17 protein-coding genes are annotated in these 22,061 nt (G+C 77.4%); 12 read left to right on the plus strand and 5 right to left on the minus strand.

What is annotated here, in order from left to right; all coding sequences use genetic code 11:
* A partial coding sequence (locus ACI79Z_RS17785) for a DEAD/DEAH box helicase (protein ID WP_456903388.1) occupies nucleotides 1-1,890 on the minus strand: 1,890 nt, incomplete at its 3' end.
* A gap of 72 nt (nucleotides 1,891-1,962) precedes the next feature.
* On the opposite strand from ACI79Z_RS17785, the gene ACI79Z_RS17790 reads away from it, so the two are divergent.
* Nucleotides 1,963-2,613: a ferritin-like fold-containing protein gene (locus tag ACI79Z_RS17790; RefSeq protein WP_456903389.1), complete on the plus strand. Its 651-nt coding sequence runs from the start codon at nucleotides 1,963-1,965 to the stop codon at nucleotides 2,611-2,613.
* Between the two features lie 208 nt (nucleotides 2,614-2,821).
* Here ACI79Z_RS17790 and ACI79Z_RS17795 read toward each other — a convergent pair whose 3' ends face one another.
* Entirely contained in the window at nucleotides 2,822-3,058 is a 237-nt protein-coding gene (locus ACI79Z_RS17795) for a DUF3107 domain-containing protein (protein WP_387991600.1), read from the minus strand.
* A 111-nt stretch (nucleotides 3,059-3,169) separates the two neighbouring features.
* Nucleotides 3,170-3,811 carry a TetR/AcrR family transcriptional regulator gene (locus ACI79Z_RS17800; protein WP_387991603.1) on the minus strand — a complete coding sequence of 214 codons (642 nt, stop codon included), beginning with the start codon at nucleotides 3,809-3,811 and terminating at the stop codon, nucleotides 3,170-3,172.
* Between the two features lie 69 nt (nucleotides 3,812-3,880).
* Between ACI79Z_RS17800 and ACI79Z_RS17805 the strand changes: the two genes are divergently transcribed.
* From ACI79Z_RS17805 to ACI79Z_RS17845, 9 genes are all read left to right on the plus strand, one after another.
* On the plus strand, nucleotides 3,881-4,969 hold the full coding sequence (locus tag ACI79Z_RS17805) for an alpha/beta fold hydrolase (RefSeq protein WP_456903390.1): 1,089 nt from the start codon (nucleotides 3,881-3,883) through the stop codon (nucleotides 4,967-4,969).
* Nucleotides 4,970-5,368: 399 nt separating this feature from the next.
* Nucleotides 5,369-6,181 (plus strand): DUF3152 domain-containing protein, encoded by an 813-nt coding sequence (locus ACI79Z_RS17810; protein WP_387990401.1) that lies wholly within the window; start codon nucleotides 5,369-5,371, stop codon nucleotides 6,179-6,181.
* Nucleotides 6,182-6,301: 120 nt separating this feature from the next.
* A complete protein-coding gene (moeZ, locus tag ACI79Z_RS17815) occupies nucleotides 6,302-7,462 on the plus strand; it encodes an adenylyltransferase/sulfurtransferase MoeZ (RefSeq protein WP_387990398.1) in 1,161 nt (386 codons plus the stop codon).
* 131 nt (nucleotides 7,463-7,593) lie between these two features.
* Nucleotides 7,594-8,181, plus strand: coding sequence for a TIGR03086 family metal-binding protein (locus tag ACI79Z_RS17820; RefSeq protein WP_456903391.1), 588 nt, complete (start codon nucleotides 7,594-7,596; stop codon nucleotides 8,179-8,181).
* Nucleotides 8,182-8,258: 77 nt separating this feature from the next.
* On the plus strand, nucleotides 8,259-9,242 hold the full coding sequence (locus ACI79Z_RS17825) for a hypothetical protein (protein WP_456903392.1): 984 nt from the start codon (nucleotides 8,259-8,261) through the stop codon (nucleotides 9,240-9,242).
* The gene (locus tag ACI79Z_RS17830) at nucleotides 9,239-9,571 is read left to right on the plus strand and encodes an MGMT family protein (protein ID WP_456903393.1); all 333 of its coding nucleotides are present in this window, start codon (nucleotides 9,239-9,241) and stop codon (nucleotides 9,569-9,571) included. The genes ACI79Z_RS17825 and ACI79Z_RS17830 overlap by 4 nt, the downstream gene beginning before the upstream one ends.
* 369 nt (nucleotides 9,572-9,940) lie before the next feature.
* The gene (locus tag ACI79Z_RS17835; protein ID WP_456903394.1) at nucleotides 9,941-13,129 is read left to right on the plus strand and encodes an ATP-dependent helicase; all 3,189 of its coding nucleotides are present in this window, start codon (nucleotides 9,941-9,943) and stop codon (nucleotides 13,127-13,129) included.
* A 16-nt stretch (nucleotides 13,130-13,145) separates the two neighbouring features.
* Nucleotides 13,146-16,565 carry an ATP-dependent helicase gene (locus ACI79Z_RS17840; protein ID WP_456903395.1) on the plus strand — a complete coding sequence of 1,140 codons (3,420 nt, stop codon included), beginning with the start codon at nucleotides 13,146-13,148 and terminating at the stop codon, nucleotides 16,563-16,565.
* 402 nt (nucleotides 16,566-16,967) lie between these two features.
* A complete protein-coding gene (locus ACI79Z_RS17845; protein WP_456903396.1) occupies nucleotides 16,968-17,462 on the plus strand; it encodes a GNAT family N-acetyltransferase in 495 nt (164 codons plus the stop codon).
* Between the two features lie 155 nt (nucleotides 17,463-17,617).
* Here the strand turns inward: ACI79Z_RS17845 and ACI79Z_RS17850 are convergent, their stop codons facing one another.
* Together ACI79Z_RS17850 and ACI79Z_RS17855 are read right to left on the minus strand one after the other, a co-directional pair.
* Nucleotides 17,618-18,148: a GNAT family N-acetyltransferase gene (locus ACI79Z_RS17850; protein ID WP_456903397.1), complete on the minus strand. Its 531-nt coding sequence runs from the start codon at nucleotides 18,146-18,148 to the stop codon at nucleotides 17,618-17,620.
* Nucleotides 18,145-18,981 carry an alpha/beta fold hydrolase gene (locus ACI79Z_RS17855; RefSeq protein ID WP_387990372.1) on the minus strand — a complete coding sequence of 279 codons (837 nt, stop codon included), beginning with the start codon at nucleotides 18,979-18,981 and terminating at the stop codon, nucleotides 18,145-18,147. Before ACI79Z_RS17855 ends, ACI79Z_RS17850 begins: the two co-directional genes overlap by 4 nt.
* Before the next feature lie 45 nt (nucleotides 18,982-19,026).
* Here ACI79Z_RS17855 and ACI79Z_RS17860 point away from each other — a divergent pair, with 45 nt between their 5' ends.
* Both ACI79Z_RS17860 and ACI79Z_RS17865 read left to right on the plus strand, forming a co-directional pair.
* On the plus strand, nucleotides 19,027-20,430 hold the full coding sequence (locus tag ACI79Z_RS17860) for a M20/M25/M40 family metallo-hydrolase (RefSeq protein ID WP_456903398.1): 1,404 nt from the start codon (nucleotides 19,027-19,029) through the stop codon (nucleotides 20,428-20,430).
* The gene (locus ACI79Z_RS17865; RefSeq protein WP_387990367.1) at nucleotides 20,427-22,034 is read left to right on the plus strand and encodes a serine/threonine-protein kinase; all 1,608 of its coding nucleotides are present in this window, start codon (nucleotides 20,427-20,429) and stop codon (nucleotides 22,032-22,034) included. The genes ACI79Z_RS17860 and ACI79Z_RS17865 overlap by 4 nt, the downstream gene beginning before the upstream one ends.
* Nucleotides 22,035-22,061: the final 27 nt, after the last annotated feature.

Here is a 22,061-nt window from a genome sequence, read left to right on the forward strand (position 1 = left end):
GGGCCCCGGGCCGCCGGGGCGGCTACGGCGCCGCGGCCTCGCCGCGCCCCCGCCGGCCCCGGGGGTCGGACCCCCGGCCGGGGACGCGGGGGCCTCGCCGGACCCGGCCTCACCCGACGCGGCGTCGGCGGGCGCGGCGGCCACGGCCTCGGCCGCGGCGCCGCCGCGGGTGCGGCGGCGCGAGCGGGACCGGGCCGGGCGCTCGCCCTCGGTGCGGGACTCCTCCCGCGCGGGACCGCGGCCGGCGCCCCTGGTCTTCTTGCCCGTCTCGCCGAGGTCCTCGAGCACCTCCGCGTCGAGGCCCTCGCGGGTCCGCTGCGCGCGCGGCAGCCGGCCCTTGGCGCCCTCGGGGACGTCGAGGTCGGTGTAGACCCACGGCGAGGTGGAGTAGGTCTCCGGCGGGTCCACGAACGGCAGGTCCAGCGCCTTGTTGATCAGCTGCCAGCGCGGGATGTCGTCCCAGTCGACCAGCGTGACGGCGACGCCCTCGCGCCCGGCGCGGCCGGTGCGGCCGATCCGGTGCACGTAGGTCTTCTCGTCCTCGGGGCACTGGTAGTTGACGACGTGGCTGACGCCGGTGACGTCGATGCCGCGGGCGGCGACGTCGGTGGCGACCAGGACGTCGACCTTGCCGCTCCGGAACGCGCGCAGCGCCTGCTCGCGGGCGCCCTGGCCGAGGTCGCCGTGCACGGCGGCGGCCGCGAACCCGCGGTCGACCAGCTCGTCGGCGACCTTCTGCGCGGTGCGCTTGGTGCGGCAGAAGACCATCGCCAGGCCGCGGCCGCGGGCCTGCAGCACGCGGGCGAGCAGCTCGGGCTTGTCGAGGTTGTGCGCCCGGTACACGAACTGCGTCGTCTGCGGGACGGTCGAGCCCTCGTCGTTGCCGTGCGCCCGGATGTGCGTCGGCTGGGTCATGAACGACCGCGACAGCGTGACGATCGGGCCGGGCATGGTGGCCGAGAACAGCATCGTCTGCCGCTGGGCCGGGACCATGCCGAGGATCCGCTCGATGTCGGGCAGGAAGCCCAGGTCGAGCATCTCGTCGGCCTCGTCGAGGACCAGCACGCGGACCTTGCCGAGGATCAGGTGGCCCTGCTCGGCCAGGTCCAGCAGCCGGCCGGGGGTGCCGACGACGACCTCGACGCCGGCCTGCAGCGCGGACACCTGCGGCTCGAACGCACGGCCGCCGTAGATGGCCTGCACGCGGATGTCGCGCCTGGCGCCGGCGGTGCCGAGGTCGCGGGCCACCTGGACGCACAGCTCGCGGGTGGGGACGACGACCAGCGCCTGCGGGACGCCGTCGCCGCCCTCCGCGGCGGGGACGACGCGCTGCAGCAGCGGGACGCCGAAGCCGAGGGTCTTGCCGGTGCCGGTGCGGGCCTGCCCGATGAGGTCGTTGCCGGTCAGCGCCAGCGGGAGGGTGAGCTCCTGGATCGCGAAGGTCCGGGTGATGCCGGCCTCGGCCAGCGCCGCGACGACGTCGGGGTGGACGTCGAAGTCGCTGAACAGCGGCGCGGTCTCCTCGACGGGAGCGCCGCCGAGCGCCTCGACGGTCTGCTCGACCTGCTCGGGGGCCGGCGCGCCGGTCTCGGCGTGCTCGAGCTCGGTGCTCGGGGTGCCGGTCCCGGTGGGGGTGTTCTCGGTGGGGGTGTTCTCGGTGGAGGTCAGTGCTCTCGCCTCTGGTCGGCTGGGGGAGCTGCCGGGGGCGACGGCGTCGTCGCCCGGGCGCTCCGCGGTCGGGTGTCGCGGGATGCGTTCCAGCGCCGACGCGGCCAGCGGACCGGGGAGGACCGGGACGCACCCGGTGCCCGGTGGGGGCTCCTCAGGGCGTCGTCCGACGTTCGTCAGCGCACAGATACCAGCGCGCCTGGCGGCCCGCCTGTTCCCCATGCTAGCGCGGACAGCGGCTAGCCTCGGTCGCCGCGCGGCCCCGTCCGCCCCGACACCACCCGGAGGTGGCACGTGACCACGGTCGACACCCGAGCCGTCGTCGACCTGCTCGGCGTGCTCGCCTACGCGGAGCTGACCGCGTTCGACCGGCTGGCCGAGGACGCGCGGATGGCGCCCACCCTGGCCGGCCGCGCCGCGCTGGCGCGCATGGCCGCCGCGGAGATGGGTCACCACGACCGGCTGGCGCAGCGGCTGATCGAGCTGGGCGTGGAGCCGACCGAGGCGATGCGCCCGTTCGTGGCCGCGCTCGACGGCTTCCACGAGGGCACCCGGCCCCGCACCTGGCTCGAGGGGCTGGTGAAGGCCTACGTCGGCGACGGCCTGGCCGCCGACTTCTACCGCGAGATCGCGGGCTCCCTGCCCGAGCCGGACCGGTCGCTGATCCTCGAGGTGCTCGCCGACACCGGCCACGCCGACTTCGCCGTCCGCGAGGTCCGGGCCGCGATCGCCGCGCAGCGGACGCTGGCCGGCCGGCTCGCGCTGTGGGGGCGCCGGCTGGTGGGGGAGGCGATCTCCCAGTCGCAGGCGGTCATCGCCGAGCGGGACGGCCTGGCCCGGCTGATCATCGGCGGCACCGGCGACCTGACCGGCGTCGTCCGGCTGGTGGACCGCATCACCGCCGCGCACACCGAGCGCATGAAGACCCTGGGCCTCAACCCCTGACACTGTGACACTGCGATCCTCCCGGATGGCACCGCGGCCACGTGCCGTTCCCCAGTCGCGCTGAGCCGCTCCGTCGCACCCGCCGGGGACCCTCCGGGCCCGCCACCGGGCACGACCCTCGCGGGGCGGCTCACGTCGTGGAGTCCCGCGACACGTCGACGGGGCGCCCCCGCGCAGTGCGGGGACGCCCCGTCGGGACGTGCGGGTCTCAGGCGCCGGCGACGAAGCCCACCCGGCGCTGGTCGGCCTGGGCGATCTCGACGTAGGCGATCCGGTCGACCGGGACGAGGACACGGCGGCCCCGCTCGTCCTCCAGGGTCAACAGCCCGTCCTTCGTGCCGCCGGACACGGCGGCGGCCACGTCGGCAGCGATCTCGTCAGGGGTCTTCGGGCTGTCGACGACCAGCTCCCGGGGGGAGTGCTGGACACCGATCTTGACTTCCACGGGGGATGCCTCCTCGGGTTGCACGGCTGCCGACCACGCTAGTCCAGCGCGGGGTGCCCGGCCCCGGCGTGCGCCTGTGCCCTCAGCGAACAGGCACGGCGCGGGACCGGATCAGCCCGCGGCCGGCTCGCCCTCGACCCGGGGGAAGCGGGAGATGCCCCGCCACGCCAGCGCGGACATCAGCGACACGGCCTCGTCGCGGGACACCGTGCCCTTCTGCGCCAGCCACCACCGGGCGCTGGTCTCGGCCAGGCCGGTCAGCCCCGAGGCCAGCAGGTGCGCCTGCTCCGGCGAGCTGCCGGTGTCGCCGGCGATCACCTCGGCGATCGCCTCGACGCACGCCCGGTTGCCGCGGTCGACCAGCGCCCGCACGTCGTCGTCGTTGCGCAGGTCGGACTCGAAGACCAGCCGGAACGCGCCGCCCTCGGCGTCGATGAAGTCGAAGTAGGCACCGACGGCGCCGTGCACGCGCTGCCGGTTGTCCTCGGTGCCGGCCATCGCCTCGCGCACCCGGTCGGTGAGCTCGGTGACCTGCTGCTCGAGCAGTGCCAGGTAGAGCTCCCGCTTGCCCGGGAAGTGCTGGTAGAGGACGGGCTTGCTGACGCCGGCGCGGTCGGCGATGTCGTCCATCGCGGCGGCGTGGAAGCCGTGCGCGACGAAGACCTCCTGGGCGGCCTGCAGCAGCTGCAGCCGCCGGGCGCCGCGGGGCAGCCGCGACGTGCGGCGGACGGGGGCCGGTCGGGAGGACTGCATGGTCCCGGGGATGTTACCGGCGGGTCACCCGCCACACGCGACACCTCCGGCTGGCATACCGTTCGCCGCGTGCCCGAGGTCCGTCGTGCGCGCCGCCGCCCGCCGGCGCCCCCGTCGATCGCCCCGTCGTCCACCGCCCGGCTGTCGACGGCGCCCCTGCCCGTCCCCGGCGCGCCGCCGGACGCCTGGCCCGGCGAGGAGCTGGCGGTCAGCGGCGGCACCGTGTACGTCCGCACCACCCCGTGGGCCGGTCCGCCCGGGGCGCCGCGCGAGCGCGCGCTGTACGTCCACGGCCTCGGCGGCGCGTCCACCAACTGGACCGACCTGGCGGCGCTGCTCGCCGTCCGCTGCGCGGGGTGGGCGGTGGACCTGCCGGGGTTCGGCCGCTCGCAGCCGCCGACCGGCGGGTCGTACTCCATCCGCGGGCACGTGCGCGCCGTCGTGGAGGTCCTCGAGCACGTGCGGGACCAGCCCGGCGACGGGCAGGGCGGGCCGGTGCACCTGCTCGGCAACAGCCTCGGCGGCCTGGTCAGCCTGCTGGTCGCCGCCCGCCGGCCGGACCTCGTCGCGTCGCTGACGCTGGTCTCCCCGGCGATGCCGGTCTACCGCGTGCCGCAGGCGTTCAGCCGCGCGCTGCTGCTGCTCCTGCTGCCGGGCGTGCCGGGCGTCGCCGAGCGGCGGCTGGCCGGCGTGACGCCGGAGCAGTCGGTGCGCGGCATGCTGCAGATGTGCTTCGGCGAGCCCGGGCGGGTGCCGCCGGAGCGGATCGACGCCGCCGTCGCGGAGACCCGCGAGCGGGCGCGGCAGGAGTGGGCCAACCGGGCGCTGACCCGCAGCATGCGCGGCCTCATCACCTCCTACCTGCGGGTGGGCCGGGCCAACGCCTGGCGGCTGGCCCGCGCGCTGCGGATGCCGACGCTGGTCGTCTGGGGCGACCGCGACCGGCTGGTCGACCCGCGGCTGGCCCCGCGGCTGGCGGCGGCCGTCCCCGACGCGCGGCTGCTGGTGCTGGAGACCGTCGGCCACGTGGCGATGCTCGAGGCGCCGGAGGAGACCGCCCGGGCGGTGCTCGGCCTGCTCGAGGACCTCGACGCCGGGGGCCGCCGCAGCGCCGCGGAGGCCGGGGACGACGACGAGCCGGAGGCGCGGGCCGGCTGAGCCGGGACCGCGCGACGCGCCACCAGCGGGTCGCACGGGTCTCGTGTGACGCGTGAGAGCCTGACCTGGACGCGCGGTGACGCCGCCCGCGACACTGCGTGACCGGAAGGACGACCGGCAGCCCGGCGGCCGCGAGGCCCGACACGGCGAGGAGGCGGCACCGTGGCAGGTCCTCCGCCCGGCCGGCCCCCCGGGGCCCGGACGGGGCGGGAGGCGGCCCGCGGCCTCCCGCCGCTCCCGCCGCTGCCCGCCCGCCCGCCGTCCTCGCGCCCCCCGTCGCCGGCGGCCGACCGCCGCGACCCGCCGGCGCGGCCCCGTCCCCCGCGGCCCGCGGAGCCGGGGGCGCCTCCCGCCGCCGGTCGCCGGGGCGCGCGGCCGCAGCGGCGCCGGCGAGGCCCGGTGGGCCGGTTCGTGGCCCGGTGGGGCTGGCGCGCCTACGCGATCCCGCTGCTCGTCGTCGCCACCGTGCTGACCGTGCTCGACCTGCTCGGTCCGGGCACGCCGGCCCGGGTGGGCGCGACCGCCGGCAGCACGGGGTCGGTGGCCTCCTCGACGGCGACCGCCACGTCGGCGGCCTCCTCGACGCCGAGCGCGACCCCGACGGACACCCCCGCGCCCACCGCGCCCGCGGAGGGCGACGCCGGCCCGACCGGCCTCCCGGCGCCCGCGGCCGGCACGTACGTGGAGCAGGGCGCGGGCACCGTGGCGGTCGTCCCCGGCAGCTCGGGGGTCTACGGCACCGGGCCGCTGCAGCGCTTCGTCGTCGAGGTCGAGGACGGGATCGGCGTCGACGGGGCGGCGTTCGCGGCCGCGGTGGAGGCCACCCTCGGCGACCCCCGCTCGTGGGGGAACGGCGGCCGGATGTCCTTCCAGCGCGTGGACACCACCGACGCCGGTTCCTACGACTTCCGGGTCAGCCTCGTCAGCCCCGGCAGCATGGAGCGCTACTGCCCGGGCGTGGGCACCGGCGGCTACACCTCCTGCCGCTACGGCGAGCGCGCGGTCATCAACCTGGCCCGCTGGGAGACCGCCGTCCCCGACTACCAGGGCGACGTCGCCACGTACCGCCAGTACGTCGTCAACCACGAGGTCGGGCACGCGCTGGGCAACGGCCACCAGGACTGCCCCGGTCCCGGCCAGGTCGCCCCCGTGATGCAGCAGCAGACCCTCGGCCTCGAGGGCTGCGCCAAGAACGCCTGGCCGTACCCCTGACCCGGCCCCCCCGGACGCCGGGGCGGGGAGGGCGGGAACAGACCCGCGTGCCACCCTGTTGGACCGTCGAACGCAGGCCCCGCCGTCCTGGGGCCGCTGGTCGAGACCCGAGGAGCAAGCGTGTCCCTGCCACCCCTGGTGGAGCCCGCCGCCGACCTGTCGATCGACGAGGTCCGCCGCTACAGCCGCCACCTGATCATCCCGGACGTCGGGATGGACGGGCAGAAGCGGCTCAAGAACGCCAAGGTGCTCGCCGTCGGCGCCGGTGGCCTGGGCTCGCCGGTGCTGATGTACCTGGCCGCCGCGGGCGTCGGCACGCTCGGCATCGTCGAGTTCGACGTCGTCGACGAGTCGAACCTGCAGCGCCAGATCATCCACGGGCAGTCCGACGTCGGCCGGTCGAAGGCGGAGAGCGCGCGCGACTCCATCAAGGAGATCAACCCGCTGATCGACGTCCGGCTGCACGAGACGCGCCTGGACAGCGACAACGTCCTCGACATCTTCAGCCAGTACGACCTCATCGTCGACGGCACCGACAACTTCGCCACGCGCTACCTGGTCAACGACGCATGCGTGCTGCTGGGCAAGCCCTATGTGTGGGGCTCGATCTACCGCTTCGACGGCCAGGTCTCGGTGTTCTGGAACGAGCACGGGCCCAACTACCGCGACCTGTACCCGGTCCCGCCGCCGCCCGGGATGGTCCCCTCCTGCGCCGAGGGCGGCGTGCTCGGCGTGCTGTGCGCGACCATCGGCGCCATCCAGGCCACCGAGGCGGTCAAGCTGATCACCGGCATCGGCGAGACGCTGCTCGGCCGGCTCATGGTCTACGACGCCCTGGAGATGACCTTCCGCACGATCAAGGTGCGCAAGGACCCCGAGGCCGAGCCGATCACCGGGCTCATCGACTACGAGGCCTTCTGTGGCGTCGTGTCGGTCGAGGCCCAGGAGGCCGCGGCCGGTTCGACCATCACCGTCGACGAGCTCAAGGACATGATGGACGCGGGCAAGGACTTCGAGCTGATCGACGTCCGCGAGCCCAACGAGTACGAGATCGTCTCGATCCCCGGCGCGACCCTCATCCCCAAGGACGAGATCCTCTCCGGCCGCGCCCTGTCGCGGCTGCCGAACGACAAGCCGATCGTGCTGCACTGCAAGACCGGCGTCCGCTCGGCCGAGGTGCTCGCCGCGGTCAAGAACGCCGGCTTCAAGGACGCCGTGCACGTCCAGGGCGGCGTGACGGCGTGGGCCACGCGGATCGACAAGACGCTGCCCACCTACTAGGAGGACCTCGTCCCTCCCCACGACACGCTGCGCGCGCCGCGGGACCCGGGGACGAGGCCGTTCCGGCGCCTCACCAGGGCCCGGCACCCGTCACGGGTGCCGGGCCCTCGGCGTCCGTGTTGACTGGTCCGGTGCCCGAGCCGACGTCACCGACCGAGCTGCTGGAGCTCTTCCAGCGCGCCCAGGCCACGTTCACCGACCGCGTCGACGCCGTCGAGCCGGGGCAGTGGGACCTCGAGGCGCTGCCCGGCTGGACGGTGGCCGACCTGGTCGCGCACCTGGTCGGTGAGGCGCACTGGGTGCCCGGGCTGCTGGCCGGTGAGCCCCTCGACGCCGTCGCCGCGCGCGTGCCGGCCGGGACCGACGCGCTGCTCGGCGACGACCCGCTCACGGCGTGGGAGACCGTCGCGGACGAGGCGCTGGCCGCCGCCGCCACCGCCGACCTGGCGGCCGGCACCGTGCACCTGTCCCGCGGCCCGACGCCGGCCCGCGAGTACGTCGAGGAGCTCACCGCCGACCTCACCGTGCACGCCTGGGACCTCGCACGCGCCACCGGCGGGGACGAGGCGCTGGACCCGGCGCTGGTCCGTGCGGCGGAGGCGATGGCCGCGCGGCTGCCCGCCGACGGCGTGCCCGGCCTGTTCGCGCCGGCCGTCGAGCTGCCCGACGGCGCCGCCCCGCAGCGGCGCCTGCTGGCCCGCTTCGGCCGCCGGGCCTAGCCCGCCGCGACGCGTCGGAGGGGTCCGCCGCACCCGACGTCTCCCTATCCTCCGGGGCACGTCAGCGGGAGGTCCCCATGAGTCAGCCGCCCTACGGCCCGCCCGGCCAGCCGGATCCGTACGGTCAGGGCCAGCCGGGCCAGCCCGGCCAGGGCCAGCCGGGTCAGTACGGCCAGGGCCAGCCGGGTCAGTACGGCCAGCCGGGCCAGTACGGCCAGGGCCAGCCGGGCCAGCCGGGCCAGGCCGGCCCGTACGGCCAGCCCGGCCCGTACGGCCAGGGCCAGCCGGGTCAGTACGGCCAGCCCGGCCAGTACGGCCAGGGTCAGCCGGGTCAGTACGGCCAGCCCGGTCAGTACGGGCCGCCGGCCCCGTACGGGCAGCCCGGGGGCCCGGGACCGGGACGCAACCGGCGCGGGCTGGTCATCGGCCTCGTCGCCGCTCTGGTCCTCGTGGTCGCCGCCGCGGTCGTCCTGTTCGTCGTCCTCCGGGACGACGACCCGGCCCCCGCGGCCGGCGCCACGACCACCTCGGCCGAGTCGTCGGCCGGCACGTCGTCGCGCCCGTCCCCGAGTGCGCCGTCGTCGTCGACCAGCGCGGCCCCGACGACGGGTGGGTCCGGGCCCGGCGGAGACCTGCTGGCGATCCTCCCGGTCGACTTCACCGACTGCGCGGAGGCCGCGCTCGCCGGCGACGGCGACGTCGCCCACGCGTCGTGCGGCGCGAGCACCACCCAGCCCGGTCCGCAGCAGGCCGAGTTCTTCCAGTACCCCGACAAGGCGACGATGGACGCGGTGTTCACGGACGACGCCTCGAACCAGGGGCTGGCGCAACTCCCCGAGGGGCAGGACTGCACCGCGACGACCGGCATCGGCTCGTGGGGCGGCGGGAGCAACAGCGGCCTGGTGGCGTGCGCCATCGACACCGAGAACAACGCGGTGGTCATCACCTGGACCGACGACGCGGCCCTCGTCGAGGGCATCGTCGGGGCGCCGGGTGGCACGCAGGCCGACCTCGCCGCGCTCTACGCCTGGTGGCAGGCGCACAGCGACTACCGGCTGTGAGCCCGCGGCCGCCCGGGGAGCCGCGCCGCCCGTCCGCGGTGGACGCCGCCGACGTCGACGAGGCGGTGTACGACGCCGTCGAGTCGATCCCGCCGGGCCGGGTGAGCACCTACGGGGCGATCGGCCGGCTGGTCGGCGTCGGGCCCCGGCGGGTGGCCCGCGCGCTGTCCGGCGGCGGCGGCGGGGCGGCGGTGCCCTGGTACCGGGTGGTCCGCGCCGACGGCACCTGCACCGAGCCCGTGCGGGTGCGCCAGCTGCAGCTCCTGGCCGGGGAGGGCGTGCCGGTGCGCGACGGCCGGGTCGACCTGGCCGCCGTCGCCTGGCCCTGAGGCCGGACGGCTCCATCGCCGGCCCGGGCGGCGACACGTCCTGGCCGACCCCGCACCTGGCCGACCCCGCACCTGGCCGACCCCGCACCCGGCCGACCCCGCACCCGGCCGACCCCGCACCCGGCCGACCCGAACCCGACGGCGGACCGGCTCGTGGCCCGCGTCGGCGCGGTGCCGGTCGGCGCCCGCACCCTCGGCGGCGACGACCCGAACCGGGGCACCGGGCAGGAGGGCGCCTCCGGCGGCCGGTGGACGAGGCGCTGCCGGACCGCCTCCCCGGCGAGACCGGGCACCGGTACCAGGTCGGGTACCCGCCCGCGTGACGAAGCGCTCTGCGGCGCTGTCGGTGAGTCGTGGTGTCATCGGAGGGTGGCACTGCGGGGGGACGAGGGTGCGCCGGTCTACCGGCTCGTGCAGCCGCACCGGGAAACGGTGGCGCCGCCGCGGCTGGACCCCACCCAGCAGGCCGTCGTCGACCACGCCGGCGGCCCGCTGCTGGTGCTCGCCGGCCCCGGCACCGGCAAGACGACGACGATCGTCGAGGCCGTCGCCGCCCGCATCGACCGCGGCGTCGACCCCGAGCAGGTCCTCGTCCTGACCTTCAGCCGCAAGGCCGCCGCCGAGCTGCGCACCCGGATCACCGCGCGGGTCGCCCGCACCATCCGCGAGCCGCTGGCCCGCACCTTCCACTCCTACGCGTACGGCGTGCTGCGGCGGGCGGCGCTGCTGCGCGGCGAGGCCCCGCCCCGGCTGCTCACCGCCGCCGAGCAGGACGCCGTCGTCGCCGAGCTGCTGCGCGGTGACCTCGCCGGGGAGGGCGCGGTCCGCTGGCCGGCGTCGCTGCTGCCGGCGCTGGCCACCGCCGGGTTCCGCGGCGAGCTGCGCGAGCTGCTGCTGCGGGCCACCGAGCGCGGCGTGGACCCCGAGCTGCTGGCCGCGTGGGGCCGCGAGACCGGCACCGACGCGTGGCTGCACGCCGCGGCGTTCCAGGAGCAGTACGAGGCGGTCACCGCCTTCTCCACGGCCGGCGGCGGCGACGCCTCCGGCTACGACCCCGCCGAGCTGGTCCGGGCCGCGATCGCCGAGCTGGAGGACGACCCCGAGCTGCTGCGCCAGGAGCGCGCGCGGGCCCGCTGGCTGTTCGTCGACGAGTACCAGGACACCGACCCCGCGCAGGTCGAGCTGCTGGAGCTGCTCGCCGGGGGCGGCGGCGACCTGGTCGTCGTCGGCGACCCCGACCAGGCGATCTACGCGTTCCGCGGCGCCGAGCCGCGCGGCATCGTCGAGTTCCCCGACCGGTTCCGCACCGTCGACGGCCGGCCCGCGCAGCGGCTCTCGCTCGGCGTCAGCCGCCGCTCGGGTCCGGCGCTGCTGGAGGTCGGCCGCCGGGTCGCCGAGGCGCTCCCCGGCCCGTGGGAGCACCGCCGCCTGCAGCCGGTCGAAGGCGCCGACGCGGGCCGCGCCGAGGTGCACGTGTTCGGCTCGGCCGCCGTCGAGGCCGCCTACGTCGCCGACACCCTGCGCCGCGCCCACCTCGTCGACGGCGTCCCGTGGTCGGACATGGCCGTCGTCGTCCGCACCGTGCTGGCCATCGGCCCGCTGCGGCGCGCGCTGACGTCGGCGGGCGTGCCGGTCGAGGTGTCCACCGACGACCTGCCGCTGGCCGCGCAGCCGGCCGTCGCGCCGCTGCTGGCGGCGCTGACCGCGCTGCTGCCCCGGCCCGGCGACGAGCCCGGGGCGCTGGCCCTCGACGAGCCCGGCGCCGAGGCGCTGCTGGCGTCCCCGCTCGGCGGCGCCACGGTCCTCGACCTGCGCCGGCTGCGCCGGGCGGTGCGGATCGCGCAGGCCCAGCGCGGCGTGGACGCCGACGAGCGCGGCACCCCGCTGGCCACCGCGCTGGCCGACGCGCCGCTGCTGGAGGAGCTGCCCGAGGCGGTGGCCCGCCCGGCCCGCCGGGTGGCCGCGGTGCTCGCCGCCGGCCGGGTCGCGCTCGCCCGCGACGGGTCGGCCGAGGACGTGCTGTGGGCGATGTGGCAGCGCAGCGGCCTGGCGGGCCGGTGGGCGCGGGCCAGCGCCGCCGGGGGAGCCGCCGGCGCCGCCGCCGACCGCGACCTCGACGCCGTCGTCGCGCTGTTCGACGCCGCGGCCGGGTTCGTCGACCGGCTGCCGTCGGCCACCGTCGGCGCGTTCGTCGAGCACCTGTCGGCCCAGGAGCTGCCGGGCCTCACCGGCGCCGAGCGCGACGCCGCCACCGACGCCGTCCGGCTGCTCACCGCGCACGCGTCCAAGGGCCTGGAGTGGGACGTCGTGTGCGTCGCCGGTGTGCAGGAGGGCATCTGGCCCGACCTGCGCGACCGCGGCACGCTGCTCGGCACCGAGTTGCTGGTGGAGCGGGTGGCCGGCATCGACGGCACGTCGGTGGACCGGCGCACGCAGATGCTCGCCGAGGAGCGGCGGCTGTTCTACGTCGCCGCCACCCGCGCCCGGAAGCGGCTGGTGGTCACCGCCGTCGAGGGCGCGCTGGACGGTCCCGACGCCGGGGCCACCGCCTCACGCTTCCTCGACCTCGTCGTCGCCCCGCCGGACGACGGCCGGCCGCTCACGCCGCTGCCGCGCTCGCTCACGCTGCCGGCTCTGGTGGCCGAGCTGCGCCGCGCGGTCAGCGACCCGCAGACCGACCCGGCCCGCCGCTCGGCGGCCGCGGCGGTGCTGCGCCGGCTGGCCGCCGAGGGCGTGCCCGGCGCCTCCCCGGAGGACTGGTGGGGCCTGGCGCCGCTGTCCGACGACGCCCCGCTGGTGCCCGACGACGAGGTGGTGCGGGTGCGCCCCTCGGCGATCGAGACCTTCCAGCGCTGCCCGCTGAAGTGGGTGCTCGGCGCGGTCGGCGCCGAGGCCGCCCCGGAGTCGCACCGCACGGTCGGCTCGGCGGTGCACGCGGTCGCGCAGAAGGTGGCCGAGGGGCTGCCGGCCGCCGAGGCGCGGGCCGCGCTGGCCGAGGAGCTCGACGCCCTCGACCTCGGCCCCGGCTGGGCCGACCAGCGGCAGCGGGTCGCCGCCCGCGACATGCTCGAGCGCTTCCTCGGCTGGCACACCGCCAACCGCCGCGAGCTGCTCGCCGCCGAGGCCGACTTCGACGTCACCGTCGGGCGGGCGCGCATCCGCGGCCAGGTGGACCGGCTGGAGCGCGACGCCGCGGGCCGGCTGGTCGTCGTCGACCTGAAGACCGGCCGCACGCACGCCAAGGAGGTCGACACCCACGGGCAGCTGGCCGCCTACCAGGTGGCGGTGGCCGCCGGCGCGTTCGGCGACCACGGCAGCGCCCCGGGCGGGGCCTCGCTGCTGCAGGTGGGTACCGGGACGAGGGCGAAGGAGCAGGCGCAGGACGCACTGCCGCCGGACGTGCCGCTGGGGGAGACGTGGGCGGGGCAGCTGGTCGCCGAGGTCGGCGAGGGCATGGGCGCGGCCACCTTCGAGGTGCGCACCGGCAGCCACTGCGGGCGGTGCCCGGCGCGGCGCAGCTGCCCGCTGCACGAGCGCGGCCGGCAGGTCACCGCGTGACCCGGCGGGGACGCCGGTGAGCCGGCGCGCGCCCACGCCCGACGAGCAGCTCTCCTTCGACGACCTCCTGGGCCCGGCGGTCGCCGAGCCGGTGAAGCCGAGGCGGCTGCTCGACCCGGCCGAGGTGGCGGCCCGCTGCGGGCTGTCGTACGCGCCCTCGCCGGAGCAGGCCGGGGTGGTGTCCGCGCCCGCCGACCGGCCGCTGGTCGTCGTCGCCGGGGCCGGGTCGGGCAAGACCGAGACGATGGCCGCCCGGGTGTGCTGGCTGGTCGCCAACGAGCTGGTCGCGCCGGAGGAGATCCTCGGGCTCACGTTCACCCGCAAGGCGGCCAGCGAGCTCAACGAGCGGATCCGGCTGCGGCTGGGTGCGCTCGCCCGCCACCCCGAGACCGACCCGCAGCTGAGGGAGCGGCTGGCCGTCGCGGTGCCGACGGTGTCGACCTACCACGGGTACGCCGCCTCGCTGGTCTCCGAGCACGGGCTGCGGATCGGCGTCGAGCCCGGCGCCGGCGTGCTCGGCCCGGCCATGTGCTGGGGGCAGGCGGCCGCCGTCGTGTCCGGCTGGACCGGCGACATGGACGACGTCCCGCTGAGCCCGCTGACCACCACCGAGGACGTGCTGGCGCTGGCCGCCGAGCTCGGCGAGCACGACGTCAGCCCCGCGGCCCTGCGGACCTGGACCGCGCGCCTGGAGGCGCAGGTGGCCGGCTACCCCGACGCGAAGGGCAAGCGCGGCCCCTACAAGCCGGTGGTCGAGATGCTCGCCCGGCAGCGCGCCCGGGTGGCGCTGCTGCCGCTGGTCGAGGCGTTCGAGGGGCGCAAGCGCGCCGCCGGGGCGATCGACCACTCCGACCAGGTCGCGCTGGCCGCGCGGATCGCCGTCTCCGCGCCCGAGGTGGGCCGCCGCGAGCGGGCGCGCTGGCGGATCGTGCTCCTCGACGAGTACCAGGACACCAGCGTCGGCCAGCTGCGGATGCTCGAGGCGCTGTTCGGGCGGGCCACCGGGCACGCGGTGCTCGCCGTCGGCGACCCGCGCCAGTCGATCTACGGCTGGCGCGGCGCCTCGTCCGGGACGATCGAGCGCTTCGACCGCACCTTCCCCGGCGCCCGCGGGAAGGGGGCGCAGCGGCTCACGCTGGCCACGAGCTGGCGCAACGACGGCGCGGTGCTCGACGTCGCCAACGCCGTCGCCGGGCTGCTGCCCGCGCCGGTCGTGGCGCTGCCGGACCTCACCGCCCGGCCCGGCGCCGGGCCCGGCACCGTCCTCGCCGGGCTGTACACGACGGTGGCCGAGGAGACCGAGGCGCTCGCCGACCGGCTGGCCGCCTGCTGGCGCGGCGAGGACCCCGCGCTGCCGCCCCGGCCCGACGGCCGCCCGCCGACGACGGCGGTGCTCGTCCGCACCCGCAAGCAGCTGCCCGGCATCGCCGCCGCGCTGCGCGCCCGCGGGCTGCCGGTGACCGTCGTCGGGCTCGGCGGGCTGCTCGAGGTGCCCGAGGTGTCCGACGTCGTCGCCACCCTCACCGTCCTGGTCGACCCCTCCGCCGGCGACGCCCTGGGCCGGCTGCTCACCGGCGCCCGGTGGCGGATCGGCCCGCGCGACCTCGCGGCGCTGGAGGCCCGCGCCCGCGCGCTGGTGCACGCGCGCACGCCGGACGGGGACGACGACGAGCCGGTCCGGCGCTCCGAGCGGGGCAGCATCGTCGAGGCGCTCGACGACCTCGGCGACCCCGGCGCCTACTCGCGCGCGGCGTACCGCCGGCTGCGCCGGCTCGCCGGTGAGCTCGCGCACCTGCGCGGGCGGCTGGGGGAGTCGCTGCCGGACCTGGTCGACGAGGTCGCCCGGACCCTCGGCCTGGAGACCGAGCTGGCCAGCACGCCCGGCGTGAGCCCCGGGGCGGCGCGGGCGCACCTGGACGCGCTGCACGCCGTCGCCGCCGAGTTCACCGAGCTGGCCGAGCTGCCCTCGCTGCCGGCGTTCCTCGGCTATCTGCGCGACGCCGAGGAGCGCGAGCGCGGCCTGGAGCCCGGCGAGGTGGCGGTCGACCCCGAGTCGGTGCAGCTGCTCACCGTGCACTCGGCCAAGGGCCTGGAGTGGGACGTCGTCGCCGTGCCCGGCATGACCGCCGACCAGTTCCCCTCGCGCACCGACACCAGCGACTCCTGGGTCAAGGACCCCGGCGCGATCCCGGTCGACCTGCGCACCACCGACCGCGCCGAGCTGCCGCAGCTCCGGCTGCCGGTGCCCGGCTCCGGCGACCAGGCGGCGGTGCGCGCGGCGCTCGAGGACTACGTGGAGGAGTGGAAGGCCTTCGGCGAGGCCGAGGAGATCCGGCTGGGCTACGTCGCGGTCACCCGCGCCAAGCACCTGCTGCTGTGCTCGGGCAGCTGGTGGCGCGAGGGCGTGAAGCCGAACGGTCCGTCCGTGCTGCTCGACACCGTCCGGCGGGCGTGCACCGCCGGCGCGGGCGTCGTCGTCGCCTGGGCCGAGCGGCCGGAGGAGGACGCGACCAACCCCGCGCTGGAGGAGTGGCCGGTCGGGGTGTGGCCGGCCGACCCGCTGTCCCCGCCGCGCCGCCGCGCGCTCACCGCCGCCGCGGAGCTGGTCACGGGCGCCGCCCCGCACCCCCTGGACCCGGCGGCCGCGCTGGGCACGTCCGACCCGGTGGTCGAGCAGTGGGTGCGCGAGGCCGACCTGCTGCTGCGCGAGCGCCGCCGCACCGCGCGGCCGACCGTCGAGGTGCCGCTGCCCAGCCACCTGTCGGTGTCGGAGCTGGTCGCGCTGCGTCGCGACCCGGCCGAGCTGGCCCGCCGGCTGCGCCGGCCGATGCCGTCGGCGCCCGCGCCGCTGGCCCGCCGGGGGACGGCGTTCCACGCCTGGCTGGAGGAGCGCTTCGGCGTCTCCCGCCTGCTCGACCTCGACGAGCTGCCCGGCTCCGGCGACGAGTCCGCGGCGCCCGACGGCGCGCTGGGCGCCCTGCAGGCGGCGTTCCTCGCCGGCCCCTGGGCCGACCGGCAGCCGGTCGAGGTGGAGGTGCCGTTCGAGACGCCGCTGGGCCCGCTCACCCTGCGCGGGCGCATCGACGCCGTCTTCGCCGACGGCGACGGCGGCTTCGAGGTCGTCGACTGGAAGACCGGCCCGCCGCCGTCGGGCGCGGAGCTCTCGGCGGCCGCGGTGCAGCTGGCCGCCTACCGGCTGGGCTGGTCGCGGCTGACCGGCGTCCCGGTGGAGAAGGTGAGCGCGGGCTTCCACCACGTCGCCGCCGGCGTCACCGTGCGCCCGGTCGACCTGCTCGACGAGGCCGGCCTGCTCGCCCTGGTCACGGGGGAGGCCACCCACGAGGAGCTGCCGCCGGAGCCCAACGACGACGATCTGCCCCCGCCGCCGGAGCCCGACGACGAGGAGCTGCCCCCACCGCCCGAGGAGGAGACGTGAGCGCACGCCGGAACCGGTGACGGCCCCGGGGCGGGGCGCACGGGGGAGGAGGCACCGTGTCCACGACCGCGATCCCGTGCCACCGCGGCGGCGTCCGGCCGGAGGTCCTGGAGACGCCGTTCCGGGCGTTCGCCGTCGGGTACGTCGCCGAGAGGTCCGCACCGGGACGGGCCACCGGCTGTGCTCGATCGGCTGGTCGCCCGCCCGGGAGCTGGTGCAGCGGCTCCTCAGCACCTCGTCGCGCCGGGGGCGCCGGCGCTGGTCGGTGCCGCTGACCCCCGAGGAGCTGCGCCGGCACCTCCCGGGGTCCGGGAGTTCCTCGACCTCGACGGGGACCGACCGGGGCGCCGGCCCGGTCCTGCCGTCCCGGGACCCGGTTGACGTGCGGGCCAGCCTGACGGGGTGACCGTCGTGATCCGGGACCTCGAGGACGCCGACGTCGACGGCGTCGTCGCCCTGTCGCTGCGCGCGTGGGCGCCGGTCTTCGCGTCCTTCGAGGCGGTCCTCGGCCGGGCGGTGTACCGGCACCTGTACCCCGACTGGCGGGCCTCCCAGGCGGCCGCCGTCGCCCGGGTGCTGCGCGACGCGGGGATGCGCGTGCGGGTGGCGGTCGACGACGGCCGGCCGGTCGGCTTCGTCGCCGTCGTGGTGCACGACGAGACGCACGACGAGCCGGACGGCGGGGAGGTCGAGATGCTCGCCGTCGACCCGGTGGTCCAGCGGCGCGGCATCGGGCGTGCGCTCCTCGACGACGGCGTCGATCAGTTGCGTCGCGCCGGTGTCCGGATCGTCGCGATCGGCACCGGCGGCGACCCGGGGCACGCGCCGGCCCGGCGGACCTACGAGGCCGCCGGTTTCACCGCACTCCCGCTGGTCCGCTACTACCGGCTTCTCTGACTCCCCGCCCGTTCCACGGCGACGTGCCCCGAGCGGACGCGGGCCCGGGCGGTGCGCACCGGACCCTGCGCCGCGGCCGCGGCCGGATCGGCGGACGGGTCGGGTGCGTGGCGCGGCAGGGCCCGTGGACGGGGAACGGACGGCTCAGGCGGGCATCAGGCGTCGGGGACGGCGTCCGGGGTGTCCGTGCTCACCGAGGCCAGTGCCGTGCCGTACTGCAGCACGGGCACCCCGGACGGCGCCCGGAGGACCGCCTCCTGGGTGAGACCGACCTTCCGGGCGACCGTCAGCGATGCGGCGTTGTCCGCGTGCACCATCGCGACGACCCGCGGCACCCCGAGCACCCGAGCCCGGTCCAGCGCGATCGCCGCCGCCTCCGTCGCGAGGCCGCGCCCCCAGAACCGGCGGCCCAGCCGCCAGCCGACCTCGGGCACCCCGGTCGGTCCCCACGGCTGCGCCCAGGGCTGGACGCCGGTGAAGCCGACGACCTCGTCCCCGACGAGCACGGAGAACAGGCAGAGGCCGGTGCTCGCCGCCAGCGCCTGCTGCCGTGCCACGAACGCCGCGTACCACGCCCGGTCCCGCACCTCGCCACTGCCGACGTACCGCATGACCTCCGCGTCGTCGAAGAGGTCGGTCCAGGCGTCGGCGTCCTCGGCGGTGGGGACGCGCAGCCGCACGGTCACGAGGAGGCGATGCGGTCCAGGATCGCGGCGGCGAGCTGGTCGGGCGCCTGCTCGGGGATCCAGTGGCTCACGCCGGGCAGCTCCACGAACCGGTAGTCGCCGGCGACGAAGGACCCGCAGCCCTCGGCGGCGATCCGGCCGATGGCGATGTCGGCGTCGCTCCACACGAAGGTGGTCGGCACCGTCACGTCGTCCACCGGTGTCGACGAGCTCATCGCCCGGTACCAGTTGAGCGCGGCGGTGAGCGCCCCCGGCGCGGACAGCACGGCCACGTACTCGTCGACCGCCTCGGGGGCGACCGCGTCCCCGTACATCCGCCGCAGCCGGCGGGCGCCGTCGGCCAGCAGCACCTCCTCGGCCTTGCCCTCCTGCCAGAACAGCCGGATGTAGGACGAGCGCTCCTTCTGCTCCGGGTCGGAGCGGTACGCCGCGGTGAACGCCGTCGGGTGCGGCACCGAGACGGCGGTCAGCGACCGCACCCGGTCGGGGTGCCAGCCGGCCAGCGCCCAGGCCACGTTGGCGCCCCAGTCGTGCCCGACGACGTCGGCGACCGGGACGTCCATCGCCGTCATGAGGTCGGCGGTGACCTGCACGAGGTTGGGAAGCGCGTACGAGTCGACGTCGAGCGGCCGCGCGCCGGGGGAGTAGCCGAGCTGGTCGACGGCGTAGGTGCGCAGCCCCGCCTCGGCCAGCCGCGGCGTCACCGCGGCCCACGACGCCGAGGTCTCGGGGAAGCCGTGCAGCAGCACCACCGGCCGCCCGTCCCCGGGGCCGTCGGCCCGCACGTCGAAGGTCAGGTCACCGACGTCCACCCGCAGCAGTTCTCCGGCCATGGGTCGCAACGTATCCGGTGCCGGTGCGCCGCTACCGTCGCGCTCGTGACGAGCCCGGAACGCGACTTCGTGCAGGCCCACCTCGACGACCTCCACGCCGACCTCGACGCCTGGCTGCGCATCCCCTCCATCTCGGCCGACCCGGCGCACGCCGGCGACGTCGCGGCGAGCGCGGAGTGGCTGGCCGGGGCGCTGCGCCGCACCGGGTTCCCCGTCGTCGAGATCTGGCCGACGCCGGGCGCCCCCGCCGTCTACGCCGAGTGGCCCAGCGCCGACGACGACGCGCCGGTCGCGCTGGTCTACGGCCACCACGACGTGCAGCCGGTCGACCCCCTGGAGCTGTGGGACCACCCGCCGTTCGAGCCGACCCGCGTCGAGACCCCGGCCGGCCCCGAGCTGCACGCGCGCGGCGCCATCGACGACAAGGGCAACGTCGCCTTCCACCTGCTCGGCATCCGCGCGCACCTGGCCGCCACCGGCCGCGACACCCCGGCCGTCACGGTGAAGCTGCTGGTCGAGGGCGAGGAGGAGTCCGGCTCGCCGCACTTCGCCGACCTGCTGCGCGAGCGCGCCGACCGGCTGGCCTGCGACGTCGTCGTCGTCAGCGACACCGGCATGGCCGCCCCCGACGTGCCCAGCGCCGTCGTCGCCATGCGCGGCCTGGCCGACGCCGAGATCACCCTGCGCGGCCCCGCCGTCGACCTGCACTCCGGGTCCTTCGGCGGCGGCGTGCCCAACCCGCTGCACGCGATGGCGTCCCTGCTCGCGGCGCTGCACGACGAGCAGGGCCGGGTCACCCTCCCCGGCTTCTACGCGGAGGTCCGGGAGCTGACCGACCGCGAGCGCGAGCTCATGGCCCGCGTGCCCTTCGACGAGGCCGCCTGGCTGGCCGGGCCGGCCGCCTCCCGCGCCACCGCCGGCGAGGCCGGGTTCAGCACGCTGGAACGGATCGGCGCCCGCCCGACCGCCGAGGTCAACGGCATGTGGGGCGGCTACACCGGCCCCGGCCACAAGACGATCGTCCCGGCCGAGGCGCACGCCAAGCTGACCTTCCGGCTGGTCGCCGACCAGCGGCCCGAGGACGTCGGCCCGATGCTGCGCGCGTGGGTCGAGCAGCACCTGCCCGAGGGGATCACGGCCGAGGTGCACACCCCGCCCGGCGGCGTCGCCCCGTGCGCGAGCGACCTCGACTCGTCCCACACGGGGGCCCTGCTGCGCGCCATCGGCCAGGCCTTCGACACCGCCCCGGACGACGTGCTGTTCACCCGCGAGGGCGGCAGCGGCCCGGAGGCCGACCTCGTCGAGGTGCTGGGCGCGCCGCTGGTCTTCCTCGGCGCCGGCCTGCCCACCGACCGCATCCACTCACCGAACGAGCGGGTGCTGCTGCCGATGCTGCACCGCGGCGCCGAGGCCGCGGCCCACCTGTGGCGGGAGCTGGCCGCGCGGTGACCGCGCCGGCGGACGGCGGGCGCTTCGGCCCCTACCGGGTGCTCGGCGTGCTCGGCCGCGGCGGCATGGGCCAGGTGCTGCGCGCCCACGACGGCGAGCACGAGCGCGACGTCGCCCTCAAGGTGCTGCACCCGCAGTGGGCCGCCGACGAGAGCTACCGCGAGCGGTTCCGCCGCGAGGCCCGCATCGCCGCGCGGCTGAACGAGCCGCACGTCGTCCCCATCCACCGGTACGGCGAGGTCGACGGCCAGCTGTTCCTCGACATGCGGCTGGTCGAGGGGGAGGACCTCGCCTCGCTACTGCGCCGCGCCGGGCGGCTGTCCCCGGCCCGCGCGGTCGACGTCGTCGGCCAGGTGGCCCGCGCGCTCGACGCCGCGCACGCCGGCGGCCTGGTGCACCGCGACGTCAAGCCCTCCAACGTGCTGCTGGTCGCCCGCGCCGACGGCGGCGACCTGGCGGCGTCGGCGCCCGGTGAGGACTTCTGCTACCTCGCCGACTTCGGCATCGCCCGCACCTCGGCCGACGCCACCGGCCCGGCGCTGACCGGCACCGGCATGGCCGTGGGCAGCACCGAGTACATGGCACCCGAGCGGTTCGGCTCCGGCCCGCTCGACGCCCGTGCCGACGTCTACTCGCTGGCGTGCGTGCTGTTCGAGGCGCTCACCGGGAGGCGGCCGTTCGCCGGTGACGACCCGGTGGCGCTGATGGCCGCGCACGTCCACGAGCCGCCGCCCCCGCCGTCGTCCCTGGCCCCGGGCGTCCCGCCGGCGCTGGACGCGGTGGTCCTGCGGGGCCTGGCCAAGGACCGCGACCGGCGCTGGCCCACGGCCGGGGCCATGGCCGCCGCCGCGCGCGCCGCGCTGGCCGAGAGCGGCGTCCCCGTCCCCGGGAGCGACGCCGGGACGGCGGTGGGCCCGGCCGCCGACGGCGCCCCGGCCCGCGCGGTCACCCGGCAGCAGGAGACGGGCCACCCGGCCGCGCCGCCCACTCCCGTCGGGCCGCGCCCACCGGTCCCGCGGCGGCCCGCCCGCCTGCCGTGGGTGCTCGCCGGGCTCGGCGCGCTCCTCGCTCTGGCGCTCGCCGGGGCGCTGGTCGCGGTGGTCCTCCGGCTCGACGACGCCCGCGAGGACGCCCGGGCGGCCGGCCAGCGGCTGGTCGCCACCGCACTGGCGGCGGGCACCGACCCCGCGGCGTGCACCGCGGAGGAGCCCGCCGACGGCGTCCTCCGGGAGCTCAGCTGCCCGGGCGACCCGGAGGAGGACGGGCCGTCCGCGGTCACCTACGCGGCGCACGACGGCGACGGCGCCGCGCGGGCCCTCGCCGCCGACACCCGGGGGCTCGACCGGCTCGACGACCGCTTCGACTGCGGACCGGAGTACGAGGGCGCCCCCGGGCCCACCGGCTGGTTCCCCGTCCTCGACGACGACGGCACCGAGGTCGGCCGGGCGGCCTGCTGGGTGGACGACGAGGGCGACACCGTGTTCGCCTGGACGTGGGACGACCTCGGGACCTACGCCGTGGCCGAGCTGCGCGGCGGCGGCGTGGACGGCCTCTCCACCCTGCGCGGCTGGTGGGACGACGGCGCCGACCGCGGCCACGACTGACCTGCACGCCGCGGCAGCCCGGGACGG

Source organism: Geodermatophilus sp. SYSU D00663, assembly GCF_054050655.1.

Excerpts from the sequence above, each read along its gene's own strand:
- ACI79Z_RS17800 (WP_387991603.1), bottom strand. The coding sequence starts at position 3,811 with ATGCAGTCCTCCCGACCGGCCCCCGTCCGCCGCACGTCGCGGCTGCCC.
- ACI79Z_RS17825 (WP_456903392.1), top strand. The coding sequence starts at position 8,259 with ATGAGTCAGCCGCCCTACGGCCCGCCCGGCCAGCCGGATCCGTACGGT.
- ACI79Z_RS17855 (WP_387990372.1), bottom strand. The coding sequence starts at position 18,981 with ATGGCCGGAGAACTGCTGCGGGTGGACGTCGGTGACCTGACCTTCGAC.